Genomic DNA, 21,536 nt, shown 5'->3' on the forward strand with positions numbered 1-21,536 from the left:
AATACTTATCTCAACAAAGAAACAATAATAGCTGCTAAGGAAGCAATTCCAGTACCTAATCCTACCCAACCCTGTGCAGTCATGCGCTCTCTAGGTGCTTTCTTAGGAACAACAATTTCAGCGCCTGGCTTAACTTCGGGATAGCCACCATCTTTCCCTTTTACGGCGCCATTCGCATATTGTACAAAAACACGTTTCTTCAACGCATTGTCTGTAAATCCGCCTGCTTGGTTCACATAGTATTTTAGGCTCTTGCCTTTTACATAGACCACATTGTTTGGGTTCAACACCTCACCCACAACCTTAACAGTTTCTAACTCCTTAGGCACGTTGATAATATCGCCATCCAAAACCAAAAGGTCACCTTTCTCGTAAGGTTTTTCTAAGATTTTATTCAGTTCAATACCAACCAGATCGCTCGGCTCGATATCTGAGTCTGAAGTACTTTGTTGAGATACTTTTGCTAAAGCACTACTTTTTGCTTTTGAATTATCACCATTTTCTTCTTCAGCCGCTGTATATTTCTTTGTCTTACCGTCATTTTCCTCGGTATCTAAACTATCTCTTTCCAACTCTTTTTTCAACCGTTCTTTTTCTTTCTTTTCAGCAGCGTTGAGTTTAGACATGCCGGTCCGTTTTAATGAAGCACCTTCGGTATAAGCATACGTAGTCAAACCGCCTGCACGCTTGATAATATCTGAAATACGCTCATCCTCACGCATAATCGTATAGTAGCCCGGATATAATACTTCCCCTTCGATTTTTACCTGACGTTGGGTGCGGAAACCAGCATCGCCCAAAACGGAGATAACATCGTAAGGTTGCAGCGTCATATTTGGATCTGTAAGCACACCATCTTTAATATCAACCAATACAGTTTGTGAAGAGCGATGGTCGGTCACATCTAAGTTTTTGATACGGCGTGCGATCTCTATCCGGGCGTTTTTTGCACCTTCGGTCAATCCGCCTGCTTTCTGAATGAGATCGCCCAACGTTGCATTGCTGGCAAACGGAAAATCACCCGGAAAACGGACCTCACCCTGTACAGTAAATTTATATTCGTCCCTTAAATCAAAGATGGACGAAATCTCAATCTTATCTTCTCGCTTTAATGGAATATCGGCTGCAGTTCCTGCAAGGACATCGCGTACATTGAAATTGATCAATTCGGACGTATTGTCTGCTTTAAGACGATTGATGATGCCGCGCTCCAAGAAAGCATCTTCACGCACGCCATCGGCCATCTCCAACACTTGCTTTAACGTCATACCTGGCTCTAAACCAAATATGCCGGGACGAAACACGGCCCCTAACACACTGATACGGTTGGCAAAACGATCCAAAATAGGTTCTACAATATATTGATCGCCACTTTTGGGGGTGTAGTTTGCAAACTGATCAGCATAGATATCTTGTACACTGCGTTCGCGGCCTGTGGTCTGCAACACTTTAACCTTGGCACTATAGGCATTTTCGGTAAAATCGCCCGCATAACGCAAGATATCAGAAAGGGATTCGCCAGGTACGGTCTCAAAAATGGCAGGACGCTTGACTTCGCCTTCAAATTGTACTCTGGCACCGTAAACAGGGATATGAATGATATCTTGATCTTGTAAACGGATATTGCCTTGTTGAATGCCATTGGCTAAAAAATCGTACACATCGATCGTACTGATCACGCGGTTGCCGCGGATCACCTGGATCTTGCGGTAGGTACCATTTTTATTGGGACCACCTGCGGCGTACAGGGCATTAAACACCGTTGCTAAAGAAGGTAAACTGTAGGTGCCCGGTTTTGTAGCTGCCCCGGTTAAGGTAACACGGATGGTACGGATGTTACCAATATTAACGCTCACCTGCGTTCTTCCAGAGCGTATTGCAGGGTATGTACCGCTCAAACGTTGTTCTATTTTACTTTTTGCTGCAGCAATGGATAAACCAGCCACATTGATCTGACCGACATATTCTACTTTAATTGTTCCATCGGGACTTACGGGAAGTTGATAGGAGGCTTCGTTATCGCCTGTAATATCTAACAAGATCTCATCGTCTGGACCAATAATATACGAGCTAGGTGTAGCCATACGCAGATTGGGCTCAAAGGTGATGGCGTTATTCTTAAAAAGGTCTGAGCCAAAGATCTTGAGCTTGCCTTCTTCATTTTCCATCGAATCTCTTCTATTCGTCTGCTTATTTTGCAGAGAATCTGCATTGGAGTAACCATCTACCTGACGGCCAGTGCTGCGCGTATTGCGCGATTGGCCGGAAGATCCTTGTGAAGGATTTGGCTGCTGCTTTTTACGTTTGATATTCGCCAGACGTTCTTTTAATTTTTGAACTTCGACAGCTGAAACGCCCTGTGCACGTGCAAAGCCATCTAACTGACTTTCGTCGTATCCCATTAAAGCGGCCTGTTTAACATACTGTTCAATCTGTGCGTCACTTAGATTGTCTACTTTTATATTGGCAGGATTGGTCTGTGCGTGTACTGTACCCACAAATCCTGCTATGCATAACCATAATATTATTCTTTTCATCGACACCGCGGTATTTGCCGCAAAATTAGTAAAACTATTTAATTAAATGATTGAAATATTTCCTGAATTGGCTTTTCTACTGTAATTGATTCGCTATTCAACGGGACTTTGAAAAAGTCTATTGTAACAAACGTAAAAACTATTCCTTTCGCTACACAATAGTGTAGTAGACAATCATCGTATTATTTTTTTTATTTAACGAAATAGTTAATCCAATAAGAAGGCTTATATTTGCGCATGCGCCAAATTATTTACACAAAAGCTATCCTTATTGCGCTAGGATGTAGCCTATTGTCTTCTTGCCTAAAAAAAGATCTTTACCAAGGCAGTAAGCGCGAAGATGGAAAAGAAGTATCACCTCCAGATAACGGCGAAAATGCAAACCGATACGTCTACCCTTTTGCTGACGAAAAGACGGGACAGGAAGCGGAGATCATCATCGAACTTCAGCCTGGACACGGGATAACAGAAACGCCAATTGTAAACATTCCGCCACTAAAATATAACAAGAGCTTATTATTTATGCTGACACAGGACGACTGTAAGCAATCGGCATTCAGCATGACCTGGGCAGCCATTAATGGTAAACAGATTGATCGCTCGGACATCAAACGGAAATATTATTTTGATATCGAACACCTGGAAGCCGATGATATGCCGCCAAACAGCTTTCTGCTGGGCAAAACACTGGGCAGCACGGATGGTTTTGGCAATGAGGTCAGGTTCCATTTCACCACCACGCTGGCCCCGGAATGGGCCTTTATGGATGACCCAACAGTCGTAAAGAAAGGCTTTACGGAAAATTTCTTCCGCTTTTATATGAAAGCTGGACTTCGATGGAATAATGTGATCGAAATGATTAACGATGGAAATGCCATTGCATTCCACGACCTCAATACCACCGCAGTCAACACTGTTGACTCGCTGATCAAGCATTTTGACCAGGCACAACAAATCACTAATAAACGATTGAATGGACGAAACATCAAGTTTTTGGCCGAGCCCAATGGAAATAAATCGTACCTACAGGCGGCACTTGGCTTTCCGGCAATTCAGACCATGACGGCACAGACCGGCGCCGATAAGCTCATCCCGTACCAGGTCAATTCGTCCCTAAACCAAAAGACTTTGGCCCGGGTATTTGTCAATCGCGCTGCTGAGGTAGAAAAGCTGGTCAACGATGCTGCCGCAAAAGATGTGGCTAACCGCGAGGCAGTCCATATTGGTGTGCACGAAACGGATCAGGACTGGGCTCAGCTCCTGCTCTGGCTCAACGATACCTATGGAAAAGACGGCAAGGACATCTTGTGGTTTCCTTCACAAGAGGAGTATTACGAATACAACTACAACCGACAAAACAGCCTGGTCAGCAGCCGTATCGACGGGAATAAGTTGATCGTGAACGTCAAATTACCGAATAAAGCGGATTTCTACTACCATGCGCTAACATTAAATATCAGCGGATTAGACAAAAATAGCATCAAATCCATCTCGTCAAATGATGCTGTAACAGGGCTCACCTACGGCAATTTTGACAAGGGCATCAGTGTTAATATAGACTGCCGCACATTTATACGGCAACATGCAACACACTATGTCGATCGCTATCTCGCTAAAAAATCTGCCGCAAACCTGTTAGATGCAAAGTATCATGTCCATGCGCTAAAAGATTCGGATGAAAAGAAAAAGCTGCTTCGCGCACTGGGTATAGAGTAAAGAATCACAGCGGAAAGAGTGGCCATTTATGGGACACCGTGGAGCGGAAAAACGCCTTGTTATAAAAATGAGAAGTTAACATTGCAGGAATTTGTACGCCTGCAGTAGGCTCCAGTAAATTTTTACAATACATATTGCTTCATTAACGTTTCTTGATCATGCCGCGATCTGGCCGGGTGTTTATCACCCCATTGTCCAGCATACGATATCGCTTTATACTTACCCTATTGATGGAAGCTCTGGTGGTAATACTTGGCGCAGCATCGTTCAGCGCTGTGGCCAACATGGTCTCTCTCTTATCCCCCACATCGTTAAATACGTCGTCTGGCACATTAGCGTTATTGGGAACAAGTCCGTCCCAGTATTCGGACTCACCCTTGGCATTTCTTAACATAAAAGAAACAGGCCAATATTCCGCTTTTAGAGTGCGTTTATATAAGATATCTTGAAGAAAAAATCCTACTGGTTTGCCATAAGTACGGGATGAAGAGCCTATAACTTGTACCTGAAGATAGGGCTTAAGCACATTGATTAGCATTTCGGAAGCAGATGCTGTATTTTCACTTACCAAAAAATAAACTTTACTGAGTTGAAGTGAACTTGTTCCTTTGAAATAGGTGTCAAGAAAATCATTCCTTAAACTTCCGGCAGCACTTGACTTTAAATACGTATTCGTTTCGTAGGTCAACATCAATTGCTTACCCGGAATTGTCCCAGCAATCTTATCAGCAATATACACTGCCGCATCCACATAACCACCACCATTATAACGGAGATCTACAATTAGACTTCTTATTTTTTGGTTGTCTTTGGCACCACTTTCAAATTTTTTGAAAACCGCATCTATATTTTGTTGATTATCATTATTAGCTTCGATTTTCTCAAAGGAGGATAAAGCAAGATAACCGATATTATTCCCTGCATTTTCAAAGATGGTATCTTTATAAATCGGGTTGACGACATATTCGTTGCCATAATTTATTGATTTTGTGAAAACGCTGCCGTCCTGCCGCAGCACTTCCAGTTTCATGGAACCACCGTCTAAGGCGGAATTTAAACGACTCATCATGTTATCAAGCGCCGTTTGATCACTCACCTGGCATCGCCGATTATCTCCTTCCCCGCTACAGGTAACGGGCACAGAAAAATTTGCGTCATCACCTATTTTGGAAATCATATCAGAACGCCGGAAACCTGCTTTTTGAGCGGGCGACCCGCCCTCTACGAAGTATAGTATAGGACGTGCAACTTTCTCATCAGTAGTGCCCAATTGAAAGAAAAGACCAAAACCATTCTGTGTGTCCATCTTGAGGGGATTTGCACCCCGGGTTCCTGTACTATAGCCTCCAACGCCTTGAATATACGAAAATCGGTCAAATACGCCACCTGGATAGGCCGCATGTGCTGGAGTCAATCGCTTGAGTGCGGCAAGTACATCATCGGCAGAACCATATTGATCGGTAAACTTGGATGGATCGGATGTGTAGTCGGGAATGGACGTTTCCCAAAGGGAATACAACTTGTAATATTTATAAACATCATCCTTTATTGACTGCGTTTCGGTACGCTCGTTAATAACGGGCTCGGGTTCTGGCTCAGGTTTAGGGTTATCCTTTTTACAGGAAAAGACAACCAGCCCTGTCAGTGCGATACCAACAAACTTCCCCACTCGGATTAAAGTCTTTAATTTCATAGTTGAAACATGTGTAAAACAAACATAAAAAATTTAATCCTATCTGCAATAAAAAAAACACGCTAGCCATGGGGAGTGCCAGCGTGTTTACTACCTATTGAAAAACGTTAGAATAACAACCCATCCTAGAGAAAGTTTTAAAAAAGATAAAANNTTTTATCTTTTTTAAAACTTTTACTCATATTTATAGGGTATTTTATCCTTTAACACATCAGAACTGTCAGTTATTTCAGTTTATTGATATGATAGACTTGTGTTACTCCAGGATCAATTTCAGCACCTTTTTTAACGCTGTTGTTCTTAATGTTATATTCGTAGATAAACCACTTGGATGCGGGCGTTTTTACGGCGGTATAGAGATTGCCATCTTGAATCAAGTTGATAGTGGTCGTAGGGTCGCCACCTGTCATTTCGGCCAAGTTAGCAACGATTCTCTTATTGGCCACATCGATAACATATGGCCTGATATACGCTTTACCGTCTCCCAACCAAGCGAGATCACCGCCTTTTACGGCATAATCTTTCAGATCGTATAAGTAGCTTTTGTCAAATTCCGTCTGTCCATTATTGACACGCAAGATCGCAAAAGTACCATCTGTTTTACCACGCGTCAAAAGATAAAGATTGTTGTTATCATCAAGAAAAGAATAGTTTTCACGCTGCCAGTGACCAGCTACATAGCTCGTTCTGTCATCGCTCATGATATGACCGTTGGCCATACTTGGGTAATCGCAGATATAGGCGTAAGCTTTTGTGTTGACAGGCTTATAATCGGAATCGTAGTAGAAAAATCCAAAATAGGCCTTGCCTCCAGCAACGCGCATACTGGTCACATTGAGGATCGTCGGATCGACCGTTCCATCTTTCTTATATACGGTGTAATCCAACATCGGGATCTGCGCTTTTAAAGTCTTATTCAGCGTCATATCCTTTGTGTTCATAAAATAAATATCTTTTTCAAATATTTTTTTCTCTAGGTTGGCATCACTGGCTCCTGTACTTGTAAAGACAATTTCGTCGTTTGTGCTAAATTGGCTGGCAACTTTTCCAAGGTAAAAATCACTCGGAAACGCATAATTATCTACTTCTTTGAATAGAAGCCCTTGCGGGGTTTGTACCAATTGGTGCTTACTGAAACGTGTACCATCGTTGGACAGGTAATAATAACCATTAAAGATGTACGCGTAACCGGCATAGCGGGCTTGAGGTAAGTTGCCGGTAATGTCTACGCCCTTATTGTTGGCCGGCGATAACAAGGTATCTTTCATAATCTCATCGGTCGTTAAAAGATAGGATCCATTTGCCGTAGCAACCCATACCGAATATTCTGTCGGTTCGGGTGTTGTCACCTCAGGCACATTCGGACTATCTTTGCAAGAAGCGAGCAGTAGTGCAGCGAATGCACAAAAACCAAATAATCTATTTTTTTTCATGATTATAAATGTTATTTTATTAATTATAAAATTGAAACTCTAAGTTTTACATAAAATGCGCGCCCCGGTTTTTGAAGACGGAAGTTGTCGTAAGCGCGTTCATCAAAGATATTACGCGCCTCACCCGAGATATTATAGCGGTTGCGGTTCCAGGAATAGCTAAGCAGCAAGCTGTGTACCAATTGGGTAGGAATATAATTCTTGGAAGCCAGCGAGCCCAAATGGCTGTCGCTCAAGTAAAACCATTTGGTATACTGTGTCGTCCAGTTGATCTGTGTACGGCTGCCTTTGCTGAACCAATCGTTTTGTGCAAAACCCAAATCCAAATTACCATAGACCCATGGCCGATTTGGGATCTGATATCCATAAGTCGCACTCACTTGTTGATTATTTTCGTTGGTGTATTTCTGATTGTCGATGGCTCGGTCATAACTACCATTGAAGGTGGCAGTAACAATATCCTTATACCCGTAGCGTGCTTCGAAACTTCCGCCGTAGATCTTTACGCCCGGAATGTTGTAGTACTGAAATTTGTCCTGTCCATTGTCTGTTACAATGCGTGTATTTTGATAGTCTTTTGCCAAGCGATAAAAACCGGAGAGATCGAGATTGATAAAGTGGTTTTGGTTAAAGAAGGTATTGTAGTAAAAACCGCCATTGAGATTGTCGCTATTCTCGGGCTTTAGATCCCAATTGGAAAGAATATTAAAATTGTTACCATATATTGCTGTCATCTCGGGCAATTTATAGGCTCTTTCGGCAGAGAACTTTACGCCACCATCGTCGAATATCCGATAACGGGCAGCTATACTGTAGCCCGTATTGCCCAAATAGTTTGTTTGTGTGACGATGTCGCCACTCACGTATTGATTATTATCGTCGTATTTTCGTTCGTCAATCTTTTGGTAGGTATCTATCCCATAGTACTTAAAGGCAAGGTTGGCAACCAGTCGTTTGTCAAACCACTGACTTTGCCAGGCTAGACCAGCAATATGTTTAATCATATTTTTTGGTAATCCCGAAGTATTGTGATTTAAGATTTTATCATAGGTTTGACGGTCATTGGTACTGATATTATAATTTAGGTTTAAGCTCTGCGTGCGGCTCTCGTCAAAATCGTAGTTCAAATTTATTCTTCCAAGTAAACTACTGGTATTATCCCTTATATATTTCTCTCGGTTAGTGGAATTTCCGGTAGAATTGGTGATTGGACGGCCACCCCACTCATAGTTATAGGTTGCCGTATCCCTGTTGCGGGTAATGTCATAACCATAGTTGGCATATATATCGGCATAAAGGCGGTCTATTAGAAAGTTTTGTTTTTTGTAGCTAATGGTCGGCATAATGTAAGCCGATTCGGTCCAGTTGCCACCAAAAGGTTTGTTGATTGTGGCGCCGAGTTGATTTTGTTTATTGTTACCTGAATACGTCAGTCCTACGAAAAACTGATCGGCCCAGCTTTTATCCCGCAACCCGACCTCAATCTGACCCATACTTGAATAATAACGGTCATGAAAACGTCTGGCCTCGTCAATAGTGACAAATTTATTATCGATTACTTTTTGAATAAGGATTCCATACTTCTCCTCCGTATACATCTTGTAATCGTTGTCGGAATAATTATAGAAAGCATTTGTACGAATCGAAAGCTTACTTTTGGGATTGGTGTACATGCCCACTAAAGATGCTTGGTGCGTATTAAAGGACCCATAACTGTAACTTAAGTCCAGGAAATGACGATTGCGTTGTTTTGTAATAATATTGACTGCACCACCAAGGGCGTCGGAGCCTAAAAACGCCGGAACCACACCTTTATAAATCTCGACGCGGTCGACCAGATTCACTGGGATATTATTCAACGACATTGCTGGCCCAAAATCATCCATAGGAACACCGTCGATATAAATTTTTGCAGCCAACCCATTGATCCGAAACACAAAATTGGATCCCAGTCCGCCATCTTCACGAATCGTGACACCGGGCGCAGTACGTAAAATCTGATTGACATTGGCTGTCTGATTGGCGTATCGGTTCATATCAATCACGCTGACATTAAACCCCGATCTTTTTATTTCGTTAACTCGACGTTGGTTTTCGGTCTGCCCCCTAACATTGGCCGTTTCAAGAACGCGTTCATCTCTCTTGAGCTGAATGTCTTTGTAATTCTCATTGCCTTTTAAAAGTGCGCTCTGTGCAATGTAACCGATAGAAGTTACTTCTATCGTATAGGGTGGCTTAATGTCTACACGCAACTTATAAAACCCATCCAAATCTGTAGAGGTTCGGCTTTCTGTGCCCAGTATACTAACGGTAGCACCTTCAATTCCTTTTCCAAACAAATCTTTCACATAACCTGTAATGGTGCGCTGTGCTTGGACTGAGTTCGTGAAAACGAATAACAATATAATAACGATGTAGGAAGACTTAAACATGTTCGTTTGGTAATAATTTCAGTTGTTTATCATGCCTTTTAAATAGTCACTCATTAAAAAAACGCAGTGCTATAGCGATCATTTGAAAGAGACTATTTTCATTGACGGCACAAATATAAATTTATTTAGATTTATTACAAATAATAATTTCAATTAACGCTTATTGTTAAATTGAATAAAATACACTTATAATGAGATATATACGTATATAAAAGAAGGGATTATTAAAGAGTAAATAATTTTTAGACGAGTTGTTAGAACAAATTTAATTGATATATTTGCATAGTTTAAAATGAATCTAAATAAAAGCAGTGGTTTTTAATCGCTATAAATAGTCAACAATGTATACGCTTTTACTCTTACTTATTTTCGCCGGAAGCTTTTGCTGGTACTGCTCATCCGAAAAGGTACGTATAAAAACAGGTGCATCTTTCATGGTCGCACTTGCAAAAAATAAGAGCCGCTCGAGGTTACTGGCCATGGTTATACTCGGTCTTTCATGGATATGGACCATGTACTTGCAGGGGGTCCTTTCGGGAACATTGGCCTTTGGAGCATATACCATGGGATTCTTCAGCCTCATCGTGCTTTTGTGGCCCTATCGGTATTTTCAATGGAGACAACTGACCGTTATCCTGCTTCTTTCTTTGTTTTTTGAACTTTTTGTGTTTTAAGATATGCCTGCCAATAAAAAATATCTAAGCTCTCCTTTTCAACGTTTCCTCAAATTGACCGCTGGTTTCTTTGGAGGTTATTTTGTGATGCTATACTTCCACCTTTGCCTAACAAAAATATGCGATAAAACAGACATTTTAATTACGGCTTACGTCACGGGGTTTATCGCCTGGGCAATATTATTGCTCGTCGCCTTTCTGTCAAAAAGTGGTTGGCTGATATGGGGCATATACCTGTTTCTGATCGCTGTATGCTATAGCATCTTTATGTACCTGTAATAACCTTATCATGAATTTAAGACGTTATAATATCTACTTCAATACGCATACAATCTCTGGGATAATCATTTGTGCCATTTTGTATGTGATTTTTTTTGCGGGATCTTTTTCTTTTTTTAAAAATGAAATCAATGCCTGGCAAAAAAACGAGTCCGACAAAGGTGAAAGCTACCAAAATATGGTTTTTGATCATCTCCTGGATTCTATTGCACAGATTAAAGAACTGAAAGGAAGGGATATCACCTTTTACATGCAGCACAACGGTCATGCGAGTTATGTCAATATCGGCGCATCACAGGATACCTTGGTGGCCAATAAAGCAAAAGCTGTAGCGGCGCAAAAAGAATTGGCCGAAAAGAAACGACTGGCGACCGAAAATAAAGGTGCAGCGGTAAAAGATGCAAAGGCCAAAGATGAAAAAAAGAAAAGACGTGGCCGCGGGCGACGTGGAAACGAAGATTCGATGTATTTTTCTTATGACCTGGCCACTAAAAAATCGTCAGATTATAGCGATGGCTATACCATGGGTGAATTTTTGTATCGTCTTCACTTCTTAGCGCCGCTCAACCAAATTGGGATCAATATTGGCAGACCCTTTGGCTACACCCTTGCTGGGTTGGTATCGTTTATCTTCCTCTTTGCGCTGATCTCTGGTCTAATGCTCCATTGGGATAAAATCAAATCCAACTTCTTTGTCTTCCGACCCGGAAACAAATGGAAAACGGTATGGACCGATATGCATACGGCCCTTGGTGTGATCGGCTTCCCTTACCAGTTTATGTATGCCCTGACGGGAATCGTACTGATCGTAAACTCGGTATTGATTATTCCGTTTAGCAAATATCTTTATGATGGAAAGGAGGATCAAGTATATGAAGCCCTTGGCTATAGCGACAATACACAATATACGTATTTGTATGAGCCGCTCAACACTAGTTTCACCATGGGTAACTTCTTGGACAAGCTGGAAAGCAAATGGCCAAATAGCCATATGAACCGCATCTTTATCAAAAATTATGGAGACAAAAGCATGCATGTGGTAGCGCTATATGATGCCGATATCGATAAAAACTTTGCCGGTTCAGGGAAAATTATCTATCGGGTGGCCGATGATAAAATCCTCTTTGAAAAATCGGCGGCGGAAAATGGTTCTTATCTAGATTATATGAAGGGATTTATTTACCGACTACATCTGGCAGATTTTGGTGGCTACCCCGTCAAGATTATCTATTTTGTATTGGGTATCATGGGCTGTTTTGTGATCATATCGGGTATTCTGATCTGGCTGGTCGCAAGGGATAAAAATAATATTCCCAAACGCAAACGCGTCTTTAATTTCTGGGCGGCCAATGTATTTATGGCGAGCTGCCTGACGATGTTTCCAATTACAGCAATGTGCTTTATTGCAGTCAAGCTGGCGACGAAAGTAGATCAGTCGTTTATATTCCATGTGTACTTCTATAGCTGGCTGGCTCTGGCTGTTTTTTATGTGATCCGGCGCAACATCGCAAAAACAAACTTAGAAACACTGCTGCTCGGCTCAATATTGTCTATTGCAATCCCAATGGTGAATGGCGTAAAAACGGGGAACTGGATCTGGGAAACTTATCGCGCAGGAGCAAACGATATTTTACTGGTGGATCTGCTCTGGTTGTCTTTGGGCATCATCGGCCTACTCATCTTTAAAAAGATGCTGCAAAACCAAAAAAAGGAAAATACGAATGGTAAAAAACCTACGGGATCACCTTCCAACGGCCGCACGGACTTATCCGATAACAGCATTGTTGGCCCTACGACCGGTACAGCCAGTGCCATGCCGCTTAAGAGCACATTTGCCTTAAAAAACAAACCTGCTACAAAATCCTAAAATTTCCATATTCATAGTTGCAAAGGCGAGCTCTATAGCTCGCCTTTGCTATAGTGTTGACACTAATTTAGTATGCTATTGACGCTAATTTTTTCCTATCGTCCGACAAGTCTATTGATCAAGTTTTGCACAGCGCGGCCTGTGTACTTAGATCTATGCCAGAATCAATAGTTATATTTCTCCTTCCACTTATCCCGTAAACTTTGCCGTAATTTCTCCTCCTGTGGGTTTTTACCAGGTTCATATAATTTGACGCCACTGATTTCTTTCGGAAGAAATTCCTGGACAACAAAGTTTCCTGGATAGGCATGTGAATACTTGTATTCGGCACCGTAATTTAAGTTTTTCATCAACTTTGTTGGGGCATTACGGATAGCCAAGGGTACAGATAGGTCACCGGTTTGTTTCACCAAGGCCTGTGCCTTATTAATGGCCTCATAAGAAGCATTGCTTTTGACCGAGGTAGCCAGGTAAATCACCGTCTGCGAAAGAATAATACGCGATTCGGGCCATCCAATCACGTTAACCGCCTGAAAACAGTTGTTGGCCAATAACAGGGCATTCGGGTTGGCATTGCCAATATCCTCCGAAGCCAAAATCAACAACCGCCGTGCAATAAAGGATGGATCTTCGCCACCTTCAATCATCCGCGCTAGCCAATATACCGCGGCGTTTGGGTCCGAACCGCGGATGGATTTGATAAAGGCGGATATAATATCGTAATGCTGCTCTCCTGCTTTGTCATAAATCGCCATATTCTGCTGTACCTGTTTCAGGACAAAGGCATTTGTGATCGGCTCTCGATGCAGTATGGCCGCATTGACCACCAGCTCCAGCACATTTAATAATTTACGTGCATCGCCACCTGACAGCCGCAAGAGTGCCTCATACTCCTCAACAACGATCGCCTGTTTCTGCAGGTATTCATCTTCATGTAATGCTTTCTCGATCAGACCAATGAGATCTTGCTCGGAAAGATGCTCCAATACATACACTTGACATCGCGAGAGCAAGGCCGAAATAACCTCGAACGATGGATTTTCAGTGGTGGCACCAATAAGTGTCACCAATCCGCGCTCAACTGCTCCTAATAGGGAATCCTGCTGCGATTTGGAGAAACGGTGAATCTCATCGATAAATAAAATAGGCTGGTCTTGGTTGAAGTTCATCAGCCTTTCGGCCTTTTCGATCACTTCACGGATATCCTTCACCCCCGCCTGAATTGCACTTAATGAAAAGAAAGGTCGATCCAGTTCTTTGGCGATCAGTAAGGCCAAACTCGTTTTACCCACCCCCGGTGGCCCCCAAAGAATCATGGAAGGAATATTTTTTTGCTGAATGGCATGATAAAGCACTGCGTCGGGGCCGACAATATGCTGCTGCCCCACATAAGCGCTCAATTGCCGTGGTCTAAGTCGTTCTGCTAATGGAATTCGTGTCGCCATAGTACAAAGTTATAAATTAAAAATAGCACAGGGACTAAATATTTTAGTTTGACGCTTTAACATTTTTTCACACAATTTTTAGTCATATTTGCTCTATTATTTATGTAAATTGCTTTTGACAGCGCATGAGCAATATTAAAAGTTGTGCAAAAACAACGCTGAATTGCTCCAACAGTGAAGTTTATAGTAAACATTAATTGTGATGTAATCATTTGCTTTTGACAGCGCATGAGCAGTATTGAAAGTTGTCCAAAAACAACGCTGAATTGCTCCAATAGTGAAATTAATAGTAAGTATTAATTGTGATGTAATCATCAATGAGAATGACAAAATACTGGTTTTATATCTTGACCACCCTGACCATATTCATGAATATACCGCGTCGGGCCGTGGCACAAAATGCAGAAAAAGATTATACGGGCGCGATTAAAAAATACGATGCTTCGTTTAAGGGTATCGGACCAGAAGTGTATTTCTTACCTCCACCTAAAACAGCCAATGAAATACTTACAGAAAACTATGCTGAAAAGAAATCTTTTAGCAAAGAAATTGCGAGGCAACTCTTACTCCAGCGCTTGCTACTGCAGCTGCGAAGCACCAATAACCTTGGACATTTCAACTACTTAATGAATCCGATGCCAGCGACTGCCAACGCCTGGAACGATGCAATTGAAGGGCAAAAGAAAGTGGAAAATTGGACGGCAGGCTATGCTTTAGCTAATGAAGCCGCTTTATTTTCCATTAAAAATAACGACAGCAGCAATGCATCGGCATTTTTATATCAGGCACTTTCTTTGGCTAACCGCACCGATAACAGGGATGATATTGCAACCATTAATTTAAATATCAGCAATTTTCAGTTGTACAGTGGGGATTTTGAGCGAGCCGAAGAAAGCGCACAAAACTATCATACGTACGTGATGAAGAGCAAAAGTTATGTGGAACAGGCAAACGCCTGGCTTCTAATTGCTATGGCGCGAGCGGGACAGGGAAAATATAAAACGGCCGAAAATAACATCATTCGCAGTGCGATACCACTATTCAATAAAGCCAAAGCGTATGAGGGAAAGATTTTTGCCTGGGAAATGCTTGCGGAAATCTATTTTAATCAGCATAAATATACCGAAGCCCAATGGTTTCTGCTGCAGGCCCGAGATCTGGCGAATGCGAAAAAACTACGTAGCGAACTCGCAGAAATTGAATATTTGCTAGCCTCCTCCAAACAAAAGGATGGTAACTTTAAGGTGGCAATCAAAGAGTTTGTGCAGGCCGCAGAGTTGGCCGCAGACGAAAATAATAAGCAACTGTCGTTGGCGATACTGGACAAACTCGGCGAAGTATACCTTGTGTTAAAGGACTATCCATCGGCTGATCAGACGTACAAAGCCTATACACAGTTAAAAAATGAACTGTATAAATAAAACAATCTACCCATTCTGCTGGTCTACTGAAAGAGCAGTTTAAAGAGCGACATTAAGCTTTTTGTAAATATTGAAAGATAAATCAAATTAATTTTTAGATTCTGCGGTAATGTGCTATGAATTTCACTAAATTTAGCACGCTTATCAAAAAAAGCTGAATATTTTTTAAAAAGAATGATTAATAAAACCGTCGAAAATATGTTTAGAAAACTCATATTTGCACTTTTTGTTGTATCCATTGTATCTTGTGGTTCAAAACCACGAGTTGCACTTCCTGATGACGGAGGGCTTAAACCAAGCACGCAGCATCAGATCATCGCCAAGGAAGTCTCTGGATTATTGGAAAATGCAAGCTACAAAAAGGTCAAAATGAACGATTCAATATCGGGCATTATATACGATAATCTGATCAAAAGTTTGGATCAAGGCAAAAATTACCTGCTTCAGTCGGATATTGATGAATTTCAGTCCTACAAAAGCAATCTTGCCCAGGACATTAAAAATGGAGATCTATCAGCTGCTTTCCATATTTTCAACGTGTATTCGAAGAGATACCTGGACAGAATGCAATATGCGCTTTCAGAAATCGGCAAAAAACAGGATTATACGAAAGACGAGTATTACCAGCCTAACCGTGAAAAATTAGGATGGTTCAAAACGGCAGAAGAGGCCAACGACCAATGGCGTAAACGGGTGAAATATGACCTGCTCAACTTAGAAACTGCCAGTGGAAAATCTACCGACAGTGCAAAGACCAAACAGGTAGAGACATTAAAAAAACGCTACGTCAATTTGATCTCTCAGGCAAAAAAAACCAACGCAAACGATGCTTTTCAGATCGTAATGCAAGCGTTGACAGATGCTGTAGACCCACATACTTCTTATTTTAATCCATCTTTTGCCCAGGCATTTAATGAGGGAATGGCCAATACTTTTGAAGGAATTGGTGCAAGATTATCCATCGATAATGAAGCGGTAAGCATCTTTGAAATTATCCCCGGCGGACCTATTTTCAAAGACAAGAGCATTCACGTCAATGATAAAATCATCGCTGTAGCGCAGGGAAAAGATGGTGAATTTGAAGATATTATTGGCTGGAGACTTGATGCTGCTGTAGCAAAAATCAAAGGTCCAAAGGGAACAATCGTCCGCCTGAAAATTATTCCTGCAGGCCAGCCAATGAATTCTCACCCACGGATTGTATCCCTTGTACGGGAGAAAATCGTCGTTGAAGAAGAGTCTGCAAAAAAAGAAATCATGAACGTCAAAGGATCGGACGGAAAAATGTATAAAGTGGGGATCATCAACATCCCTAAATTCTACATGGATTTTGAGGCTTACAGAAGACGTGACCCAAATTACAAGAGCACAACGAGAGATGTTAGGATGATATTAGACACACTGAAACAACAAAAAGTGGATGCGGTGGTTATCGACCTGCGCTTTAATGGTGGTGGTTCTTTACCTGAAGCAATTGATTTGACAGGTCTATTTATTGACAAGGGTCCTGTTGTACAGGTGAGAGATACAAAAAATAACATTGATGTTGAAGAAGATAAAAATGCCGGTGTTTCCTGGGATGGTCCACTGGGCGTTATGATCAACCGTTTCTCGGCTTCGGCTTCTGAAATCTTTGCTGGTGCGATCCAAGATTATGGAAGAGGGATTATCCTAGGATCTCAAAGTTACGGCAAGGGCACAGTGCAATCGGCAATAGACATGTCGCGTGTGATCAGCCCGACCAGCCGATTGCTGTTAAAGGCATCGGGTGAAAAAGACCCGGACACCCCAGAAGGCGCTCCTCAGTATGGACAGATCAATATTACATTGGGTAAATTTTATCGGGTTAACGGAAGTAGTACACAACATAAAGGTGTGACACCTGATATCGTATTCCCTTCTCAGTTTTCTGCAGAGAAATTTGGCGAAAGCTCAGAAAAATCAGCACTGCCTTGGGATCAAATCCAATCAAGCAACTTCAAAAAAGTAGCTGACCTGAGTGCGATCGATAAAAAATTGGAAGCAATGCATGAGGCACGTATCAAAAACTCATTGGAATATAAATATCTGAAAGAGGACATTGAAGAAGCCCAAAAGGATGAGGATGTCAAAATTCCATTGGAATTCAACAAATTCAAAAAAGATAAAGATGACAACCTCAAGAAAAACAGAGATCGCATCAACGCTTTATTGAAATTACAGGGTAAACCAGCTTGGGAAGAAGGCAAGTCACAGCCTAAAATCGATCTGGATTTTGTGAAAGACGAAAGTGCAAAAGTGATGACCGACTATATCATCAACTTTGGTACGAAAAAGCCGATGTAATTTCACCAAAAACTAAAACTGTAAAGTAAATGGCAAGGCAACCCTGATTAGGGTTGCCTTTTTTTATGACACTCATCACTTTGGAGGGGTCTTAACATTAAATTCACGTTTTATTTGTAACTTATCGCTACATTGATTGTTTTTGGTAATCTACCGCCGCTATATGACGCCCAATAATCCAATGCGTATCGCTAAGCAAAGGATCGGGATACCATAGCGCAGTAGGTTGTCAAGTTAAACGTATAAAAAAGAATATCATGAGACATATCCTCCTGTTAACTGACTTTTCAGAAAATGCTCTTCTAGCAGCAAAGCAAGTTGCACTCTGTACAGAAGCCTGGAAAACGCAAAAGGTAATTGTATATCACACGTACAATAGTGTTACCGTCGTCGACAATGAACCTATTGTTGTTGTCAATGAAGAAGTAAAAGCGGCCAAAGAAAAGGAACTTGCAGACTGGTTCGACGAAATTAGACTACTGTTCCCACCGCAAGTAGCCTTATCCTATCAAATGGAAGACATTGATTTACCGATGGGCGTTCAAGAAATATGTAGTGCCCAAGCGATTGATCTTGTCGCATTGGGTATTACAGGTCAGACAGGTTTTGCTAAAATTCTGGTAGGAAGCAATGCCATTACCCTAATGGATATATGCCCTAAACCAATGCTGATCGTTTCGCATAAGGTAGATCCGGCCGTCCCTAAAAATGTACTGGCAACAACGGATCTGAAAGAGGTGGATCGCAAACTGGATTTATTTAATTTGGATCAAGTTTTAGAAACCTTCCAAGCAAAACTATATGTCTTGAATGTTGCGAAAAAAGAGGCTTCTGCCGCAGACCTGGCGCAGGAATTAAAGCATCTTCATGAGCGCCTGGACAAATACCATCCGATTTATGACTACATTAGTCACGACGATGTTGCAGTCGGTATTGAAGAATATGCAAAAGAGAAACACATTGATCTCATCCTTTCATTCCATAAAAAGCAGGGACTATTATCTAGCCTATTCAAAAGCAGCATATCAAAAAAGATCGCCTGGAATGGCTCCGCCAACTTATTGGTTATTCCCATGGATAGATCATAAATACAATATATTTTCACATAAAACCATCGCAATGAAAGTGAAAAGTGCTCGTTATAGTGAAGCCACAATCCTTTAGGAATCGTGGCTTCAATAACGTATATCGTTCTAGGAAAACCGTTTATTTTTTATCAACGGAGTGCTTACCGGGACCGATAAGTATAAGTCCTAAAAATACAAAAAAGAGCTCAATTGCATGAGATGCACCAGAGATACCGTCTCCTTTGGAAAGATGCATTAATCCAGCGATAACCATTGTAAAAGCAAGCAATAGTGCTGCTGGTCTAAAAAAAAGACCCAACAACAAAAATAGCCCTCCAACAGTTTCGGTCACTGCCGCCATAAATCCCCAAAATGTAGGCATAAAATGAATACCAATCGTGCCCATTGATTTACCTACGCCGGCCCAAAGATCGGGGCCGCCTTGTAACTTGGGCAGACCGTGCATAATCATCATCACGCCCAATCCAATGCGCAAAACCAAAAGACCTGTATCCCTATACTTACTCAATGAATTCCAAATTGCCATATAAAACGCTTAAATTATGAATAGATGAACAAAACCACTCGCCCTAAATTAATGAAATTATTTAAATTGAAAAGCTCCACAGCGCTATGCTAGGAATAAATTTATTGCATTTTTAATACTTTATGTGTAATTTAATAGCTATATAATCGATAATAAAACGGTGAGCTGCAACAGAAAACACGACCTAAGTCGGTAATAGCTTAGCGATGGATTATGTGATACACAAATGGATGATGTGATACACAAATAACTAATAAGGATGAAAAACCTACTCTTGTTAACAGACTTTTCGGACAATGCCTTTGCCGCTGCTCGATACGCCGCGCAATTGGCTCCGCTATGGGGCATTGAAAAGGTGGTCTTGTACCATACGTACGAAGTAATCCCTACGGTAGGTACCGAACCTGTTGTTATCAGCAATTCAGAAATTCTAGAGGAGAAACAAAAGGATCTCAATACCTGGCAACAGGAGCTGATGCTGCTTTTTCCGGAAGGGATAGCTTGGAAATCTGTGCTCGAAGAATATGAACTAAGCTACGGCGTAAACCGTACTTGTGCAGAGGAGGATATTGACCTCGTGATCGTTGGTACCGCAGGTAAAAGCGGCTTAAAGAAATTACTACTCGGAAGCAATACGCTCAAGCTGATCGAAAATTGTCACACACCTTTACTGGTGGTTCCCGCACGGGCCGAACTTAGGGTACCGAAAAAGATATTGATAGCCTCAAATCTTAAGGAAGTAAAACTAAAATTAAACCGCCTTTTGATCAATGCATCTGAAGTATTGCGTAAAAGTGAGGTATATGTGGTACATGTCACCAAAGAGGATCCTGCAAATAAAGCTGTAAATGCTGAAATAACGATCATGAAAGATCTGCTAGCGCCCTACAATCCCCTGTATAGTTATATCCTTCATACAGACATTGCCCTGGGCATTAACCAATACATCAACGAAAATAATATTGATATGATGGTTACTTTCCACCGCGACAAGGGCTTGTTAAGCCGAATTTTCAATACCAGTTTAGCACAAAAGATGGCTTGGAAGAGTCAGGCTGCAATGATGGTCATTCCGGTACATTCGGGCTAATCAGAATAGGTGTTGCAGCTAAATGCTGTTCAGCTGCACCTACAAGTAAGTTAGCTGAACAGCATTAGCCGTGGTTTTCAATGCCACTTTTCGGCCAAATACGAGGGCATGATTGTCATCGATATGACCTGCCGGATAGGCAAACGCTACCGGAAAATCGTATTCTTTAACTTTATCCCACACAATTTCTTCCACACTTTGGCCAAAAGCAGGGTCGTTGTCCTTCATGGCAGAGAAACCGCCGACAATAAGACCGCTCAATTTTTTTAGTTTTCCCGCACGCTTCAATGCCCACAGCATGCGATCGACAGAATAGTAAGCTTCACCAACATCTTCAATAAATAGAATCTTATTTTTGTAATTGACATCCGAATCAGATGCAAGCACAGAGAGTAAGATGGCTAAATTTCCGCCGACCAATTTTCCTCGGCCTTCACCTGCACGATTGGGATAGACGCGCTGCTCATAGCTATAATCCATATTATAACCAAATAAGGCATTTTTTAGCGTTTCCAAAGAGGCTTTTGTTCCCGTCTCAAAAGACTTGGGCATCTGTCCATGTATTGTGGCTACTTTAAAGTTCCGTTGAATATGACTATGCAATACCGTAATATCGCTAAAACCGACCAGCCACTTGGGCTGTTTTTCGAAGTTGGAGAAATCGATTTCATCGACAATCCGGACACAACCGTAGCCGCCCCTTGCGGCGAATACAGCCTTAATCGATGGATCGTCCAGTGCCCACTGCAAATCAGCTGCTCGTAAGCTGTCTTGTCCGGCAAACTGGTGGTACGATGTGCTGACAGTCGCTCCGACCACAACCTCCAATCCCCAGCTCTCCAATGTTTTGAGGCCTACATCAATAGATCCACGAATAAAACTCGCAGGACAGACGATCGCTACTTTATCGCCTACTTTCAGAAAATCAGGTATTTTGGACATCTTTTTATCGCTAATGATCAAACAACCGGAAGCACAAAGGCTAGACCCTAATAAAAAATTTATGGGAA

General features: G+C 41.7%; 15 protein-coding genes. 8 read left to right on the plus strand and 7 right to left on the minus strand.

Translation table 11 applies throughout. From position 1 onward, the window contains the following. Window positions 1-5: 5 nt before the first annotated feature. Window positions 6-2,537 (minus strand): SLBB domain-containing protein, encoded by a 2,532-nt coding sequence (locus B2107_RS13495; protein WP_293956184.1) that lies wholly within the window; start codon window positions 2,535-2,537, stop codon window positions 6-8. A gap of 237 nt (window positions 2,538-2,774) precedes the next feature. On the opposite strand from B2107_RS13495, the gene B2107_RS13500 reads away from it, so the two are divergent. Beyond that, a complete protein-coding gene (locus B2107_RS13500; protein WP_293956185.1) occupies window positions 2,775-4,253 on the plus strand; it encodes a hypothetical protein in 1,479 nt (492 codons plus the stop codon). Window positions 4,254-4,395: 142 nt separating this feature from the next. Here the strand turns inward: B2107_RS13500 and B2107_RS13505 are convergent, their stop codons facing one another. The 3 genes from B2107_RS13505 to B2107_RS13515 form a co-directional block, all read right to left on the minus strand. Further along, entirely contained in the window at window positions 4,396-5,946 is a 1,551-nt protein-coding gene (locus tag B2107_RS13505; protein ID WP_293956186.1) for a S41 family peptidase, read from the minus strand. Between the two features lie 224 nt (window positions 5,947-6,170). Further along, complete coding sequence (locus tag B2107_RS13510) at window positions 6,171-7,379, minus strand: hypothetical protein (protein WP_293956187.1); 1,209 nt, start codon at window positions 7,377-7,379, stop codon at window positions 6,171-6,173. A 23-nt stretch (window positions 7,380-7,402) separates the two neighbouring features. Continuing rightward, window positions 7,403-9,811 carry a TonB-dependent receptor gene (locus B2107_RS13515; RefSeq protein WP_293956188.1) on the minus strand — a complete coding sequence of 803 codons (2,409 nt, stop codon included), beginning with the start codon at window positions 9,809-9,811 and terminating at the stop codon, window positions 7,403-7,405. A gap of 341 nt (window positions 9,812-10,152) precedes the next feature. Here B2107_RS13515 and B2107_RS13520 point away from each other — a divergent pair, with 341 nt between their 5' ends. The 3 genes from B2107_RS13520 to B2107_RS13530 are packed head-to-tail and all read left to right on the plus strand — an operon-like array spanning window position 10,153 to window position 12,631. Further along, entirely contained in the window at window positions 10,153-10,485 is a 333-nt protein-coding gene (locus B2107_RS13520) for a hypothetical protein (protein ID WP_293956189.1), read from the plus strand. Window positions 10,486-10,488: 3 nt separating this feature from the next. Beyond that, entirely contained in the window at window positions 10,489-10,764 is a 276-nt protein-coding gene (locus B2107_RS13525; RefSeq protein WP_293956190.1) for a hypothetical protein, read from the plus strand. 10 nt (window positions 10,765-10,774) lie between these two features. Further along, window positions 10,775-12,631 (plus strand): PepSY-associated TM helix domain-containing protein, encoded by a 1,857-nt coding sequence (locus B2107_RS13530; RefSeq protein WP_293956191.1) that lies wholly within the window; start codon window positions 10,775-10,777, stop codon window positions 12,629-12,631. Between the two features lie 164 nt (window positions 12,632-12,795). Here B2107_RS13530 and B2107_RS13535 read toward each other — a convergent pair whose 3' ends face one another. After that, the gene (locus B2107_RS13535; RefSeq protein ID WP_293880020.1) at window positions 12,796-14,076 is read right to left on the minus strand and encodes a replication-associated recombination protein A; all 1,281 of its coding nucleotides are present in this window, start codon (window positions 14,074-14,076) and stop codon (window positions 12,796-12,798) included. A gap of 317 nt (window positions 14,077-14,393) precedes the next feature. Between B2107_RS13535 and B2107_RS13540 the strand changes: the two genes are divergently transcribed. The 3 genes from B2107_RS13540 (at window position 14,394) to B2107_RS13550 (ending at window position 18,910) form a co-directional block, all read left to right on the plus strand. Further along, a complete protein-coding gene (locus B2107_RS13540) occupies window positions 14,394-15,497 on the plus strand; it encodes a tetratricopeptide repeat protein (RefSeq protein ID WP_293956192.1) in 1,104 nt (367 codons plus the stop codon). 198 nt (window positions 15,498-15,695) lie between these two features. After that, complete coding sequence (locus tag B2107_RS13545; RefSeq protein WP_293880024.1) at window positions 15,696-17,822, plus strand: carboxy terminal-processing peptidase; 2,127 nt, start codon at window positions 15,696-15,698, stop codon at window positions 17,820-17,822. 257 nt (window positions 17,823-18,079) lie between these two features. Continuing rightward, window positions 18,080-18,910, plus strand: a complete 831-nt coding sequence (locus B2107_RS13550; RefSeq protein ID WP_293880026.1) for a universal stress protein — start codon at window positions 18,080-18,082, stop codon at window positions 18,908-18,910. Between the two features lie 118 nt (window positions 18,911-19,028). On the opposite strand, the gene B2107_RS13555 is transcribed toward B2107_RS13550, so the two are convergent. Further along, complete coding sequence (locus B2107_RS13555) at window positions 19,029-19,436, minus strand: DoxX family protein (protein WP_293880028.1); 408 nt, start codon at window positions 19,434-19,436, stop codon at window positions 19,029-19,031. Window positions 19,437-19,695: 259 nt separating this feature from the next. Between B2107_RS13555 and B2107_RS13560 the strand changes: the two genes are divergently transcribed. Beyond that, window positions 19,696-20,526 carry a universal stress protein gene (locus B2107_RS13560; protein WP_293880030.1) on the plus strand — a complete coding sequence of 277 codons (831 nt, stop codon included), beginning with the start codon at window positions 19,696-19,698 and terminating at the stop codon, window positions 20,524-20,526. Window positions 20,527-20,565: 39 nt separating this feature from the next. On the opposite strand, the gene B2107_RS13565 is transcribed toward B2107_RS13560, so the two are convergent. Then, window positions 20,566-21,468, minus strand: a complete 903-nt coding sequence (locus tag B2107_RS13565; protein WP_293956193.1) for a S66 peptidase family protein — start codon at window positions 21,466-21,468, stop codon at window positions 20,566-20,568. Window positions 21,469-21,536: the final 68 nt, after the last annotated feature.

Source organism: Sphingobacterium sp. UBA7855 (assembly GCA_002500745.1).
Lineage (GTDB): Bacteria > Bacteroidota > Bacteroidia > Sphingobacteriales > Sphingobacteriaceae > Sphingobacterium.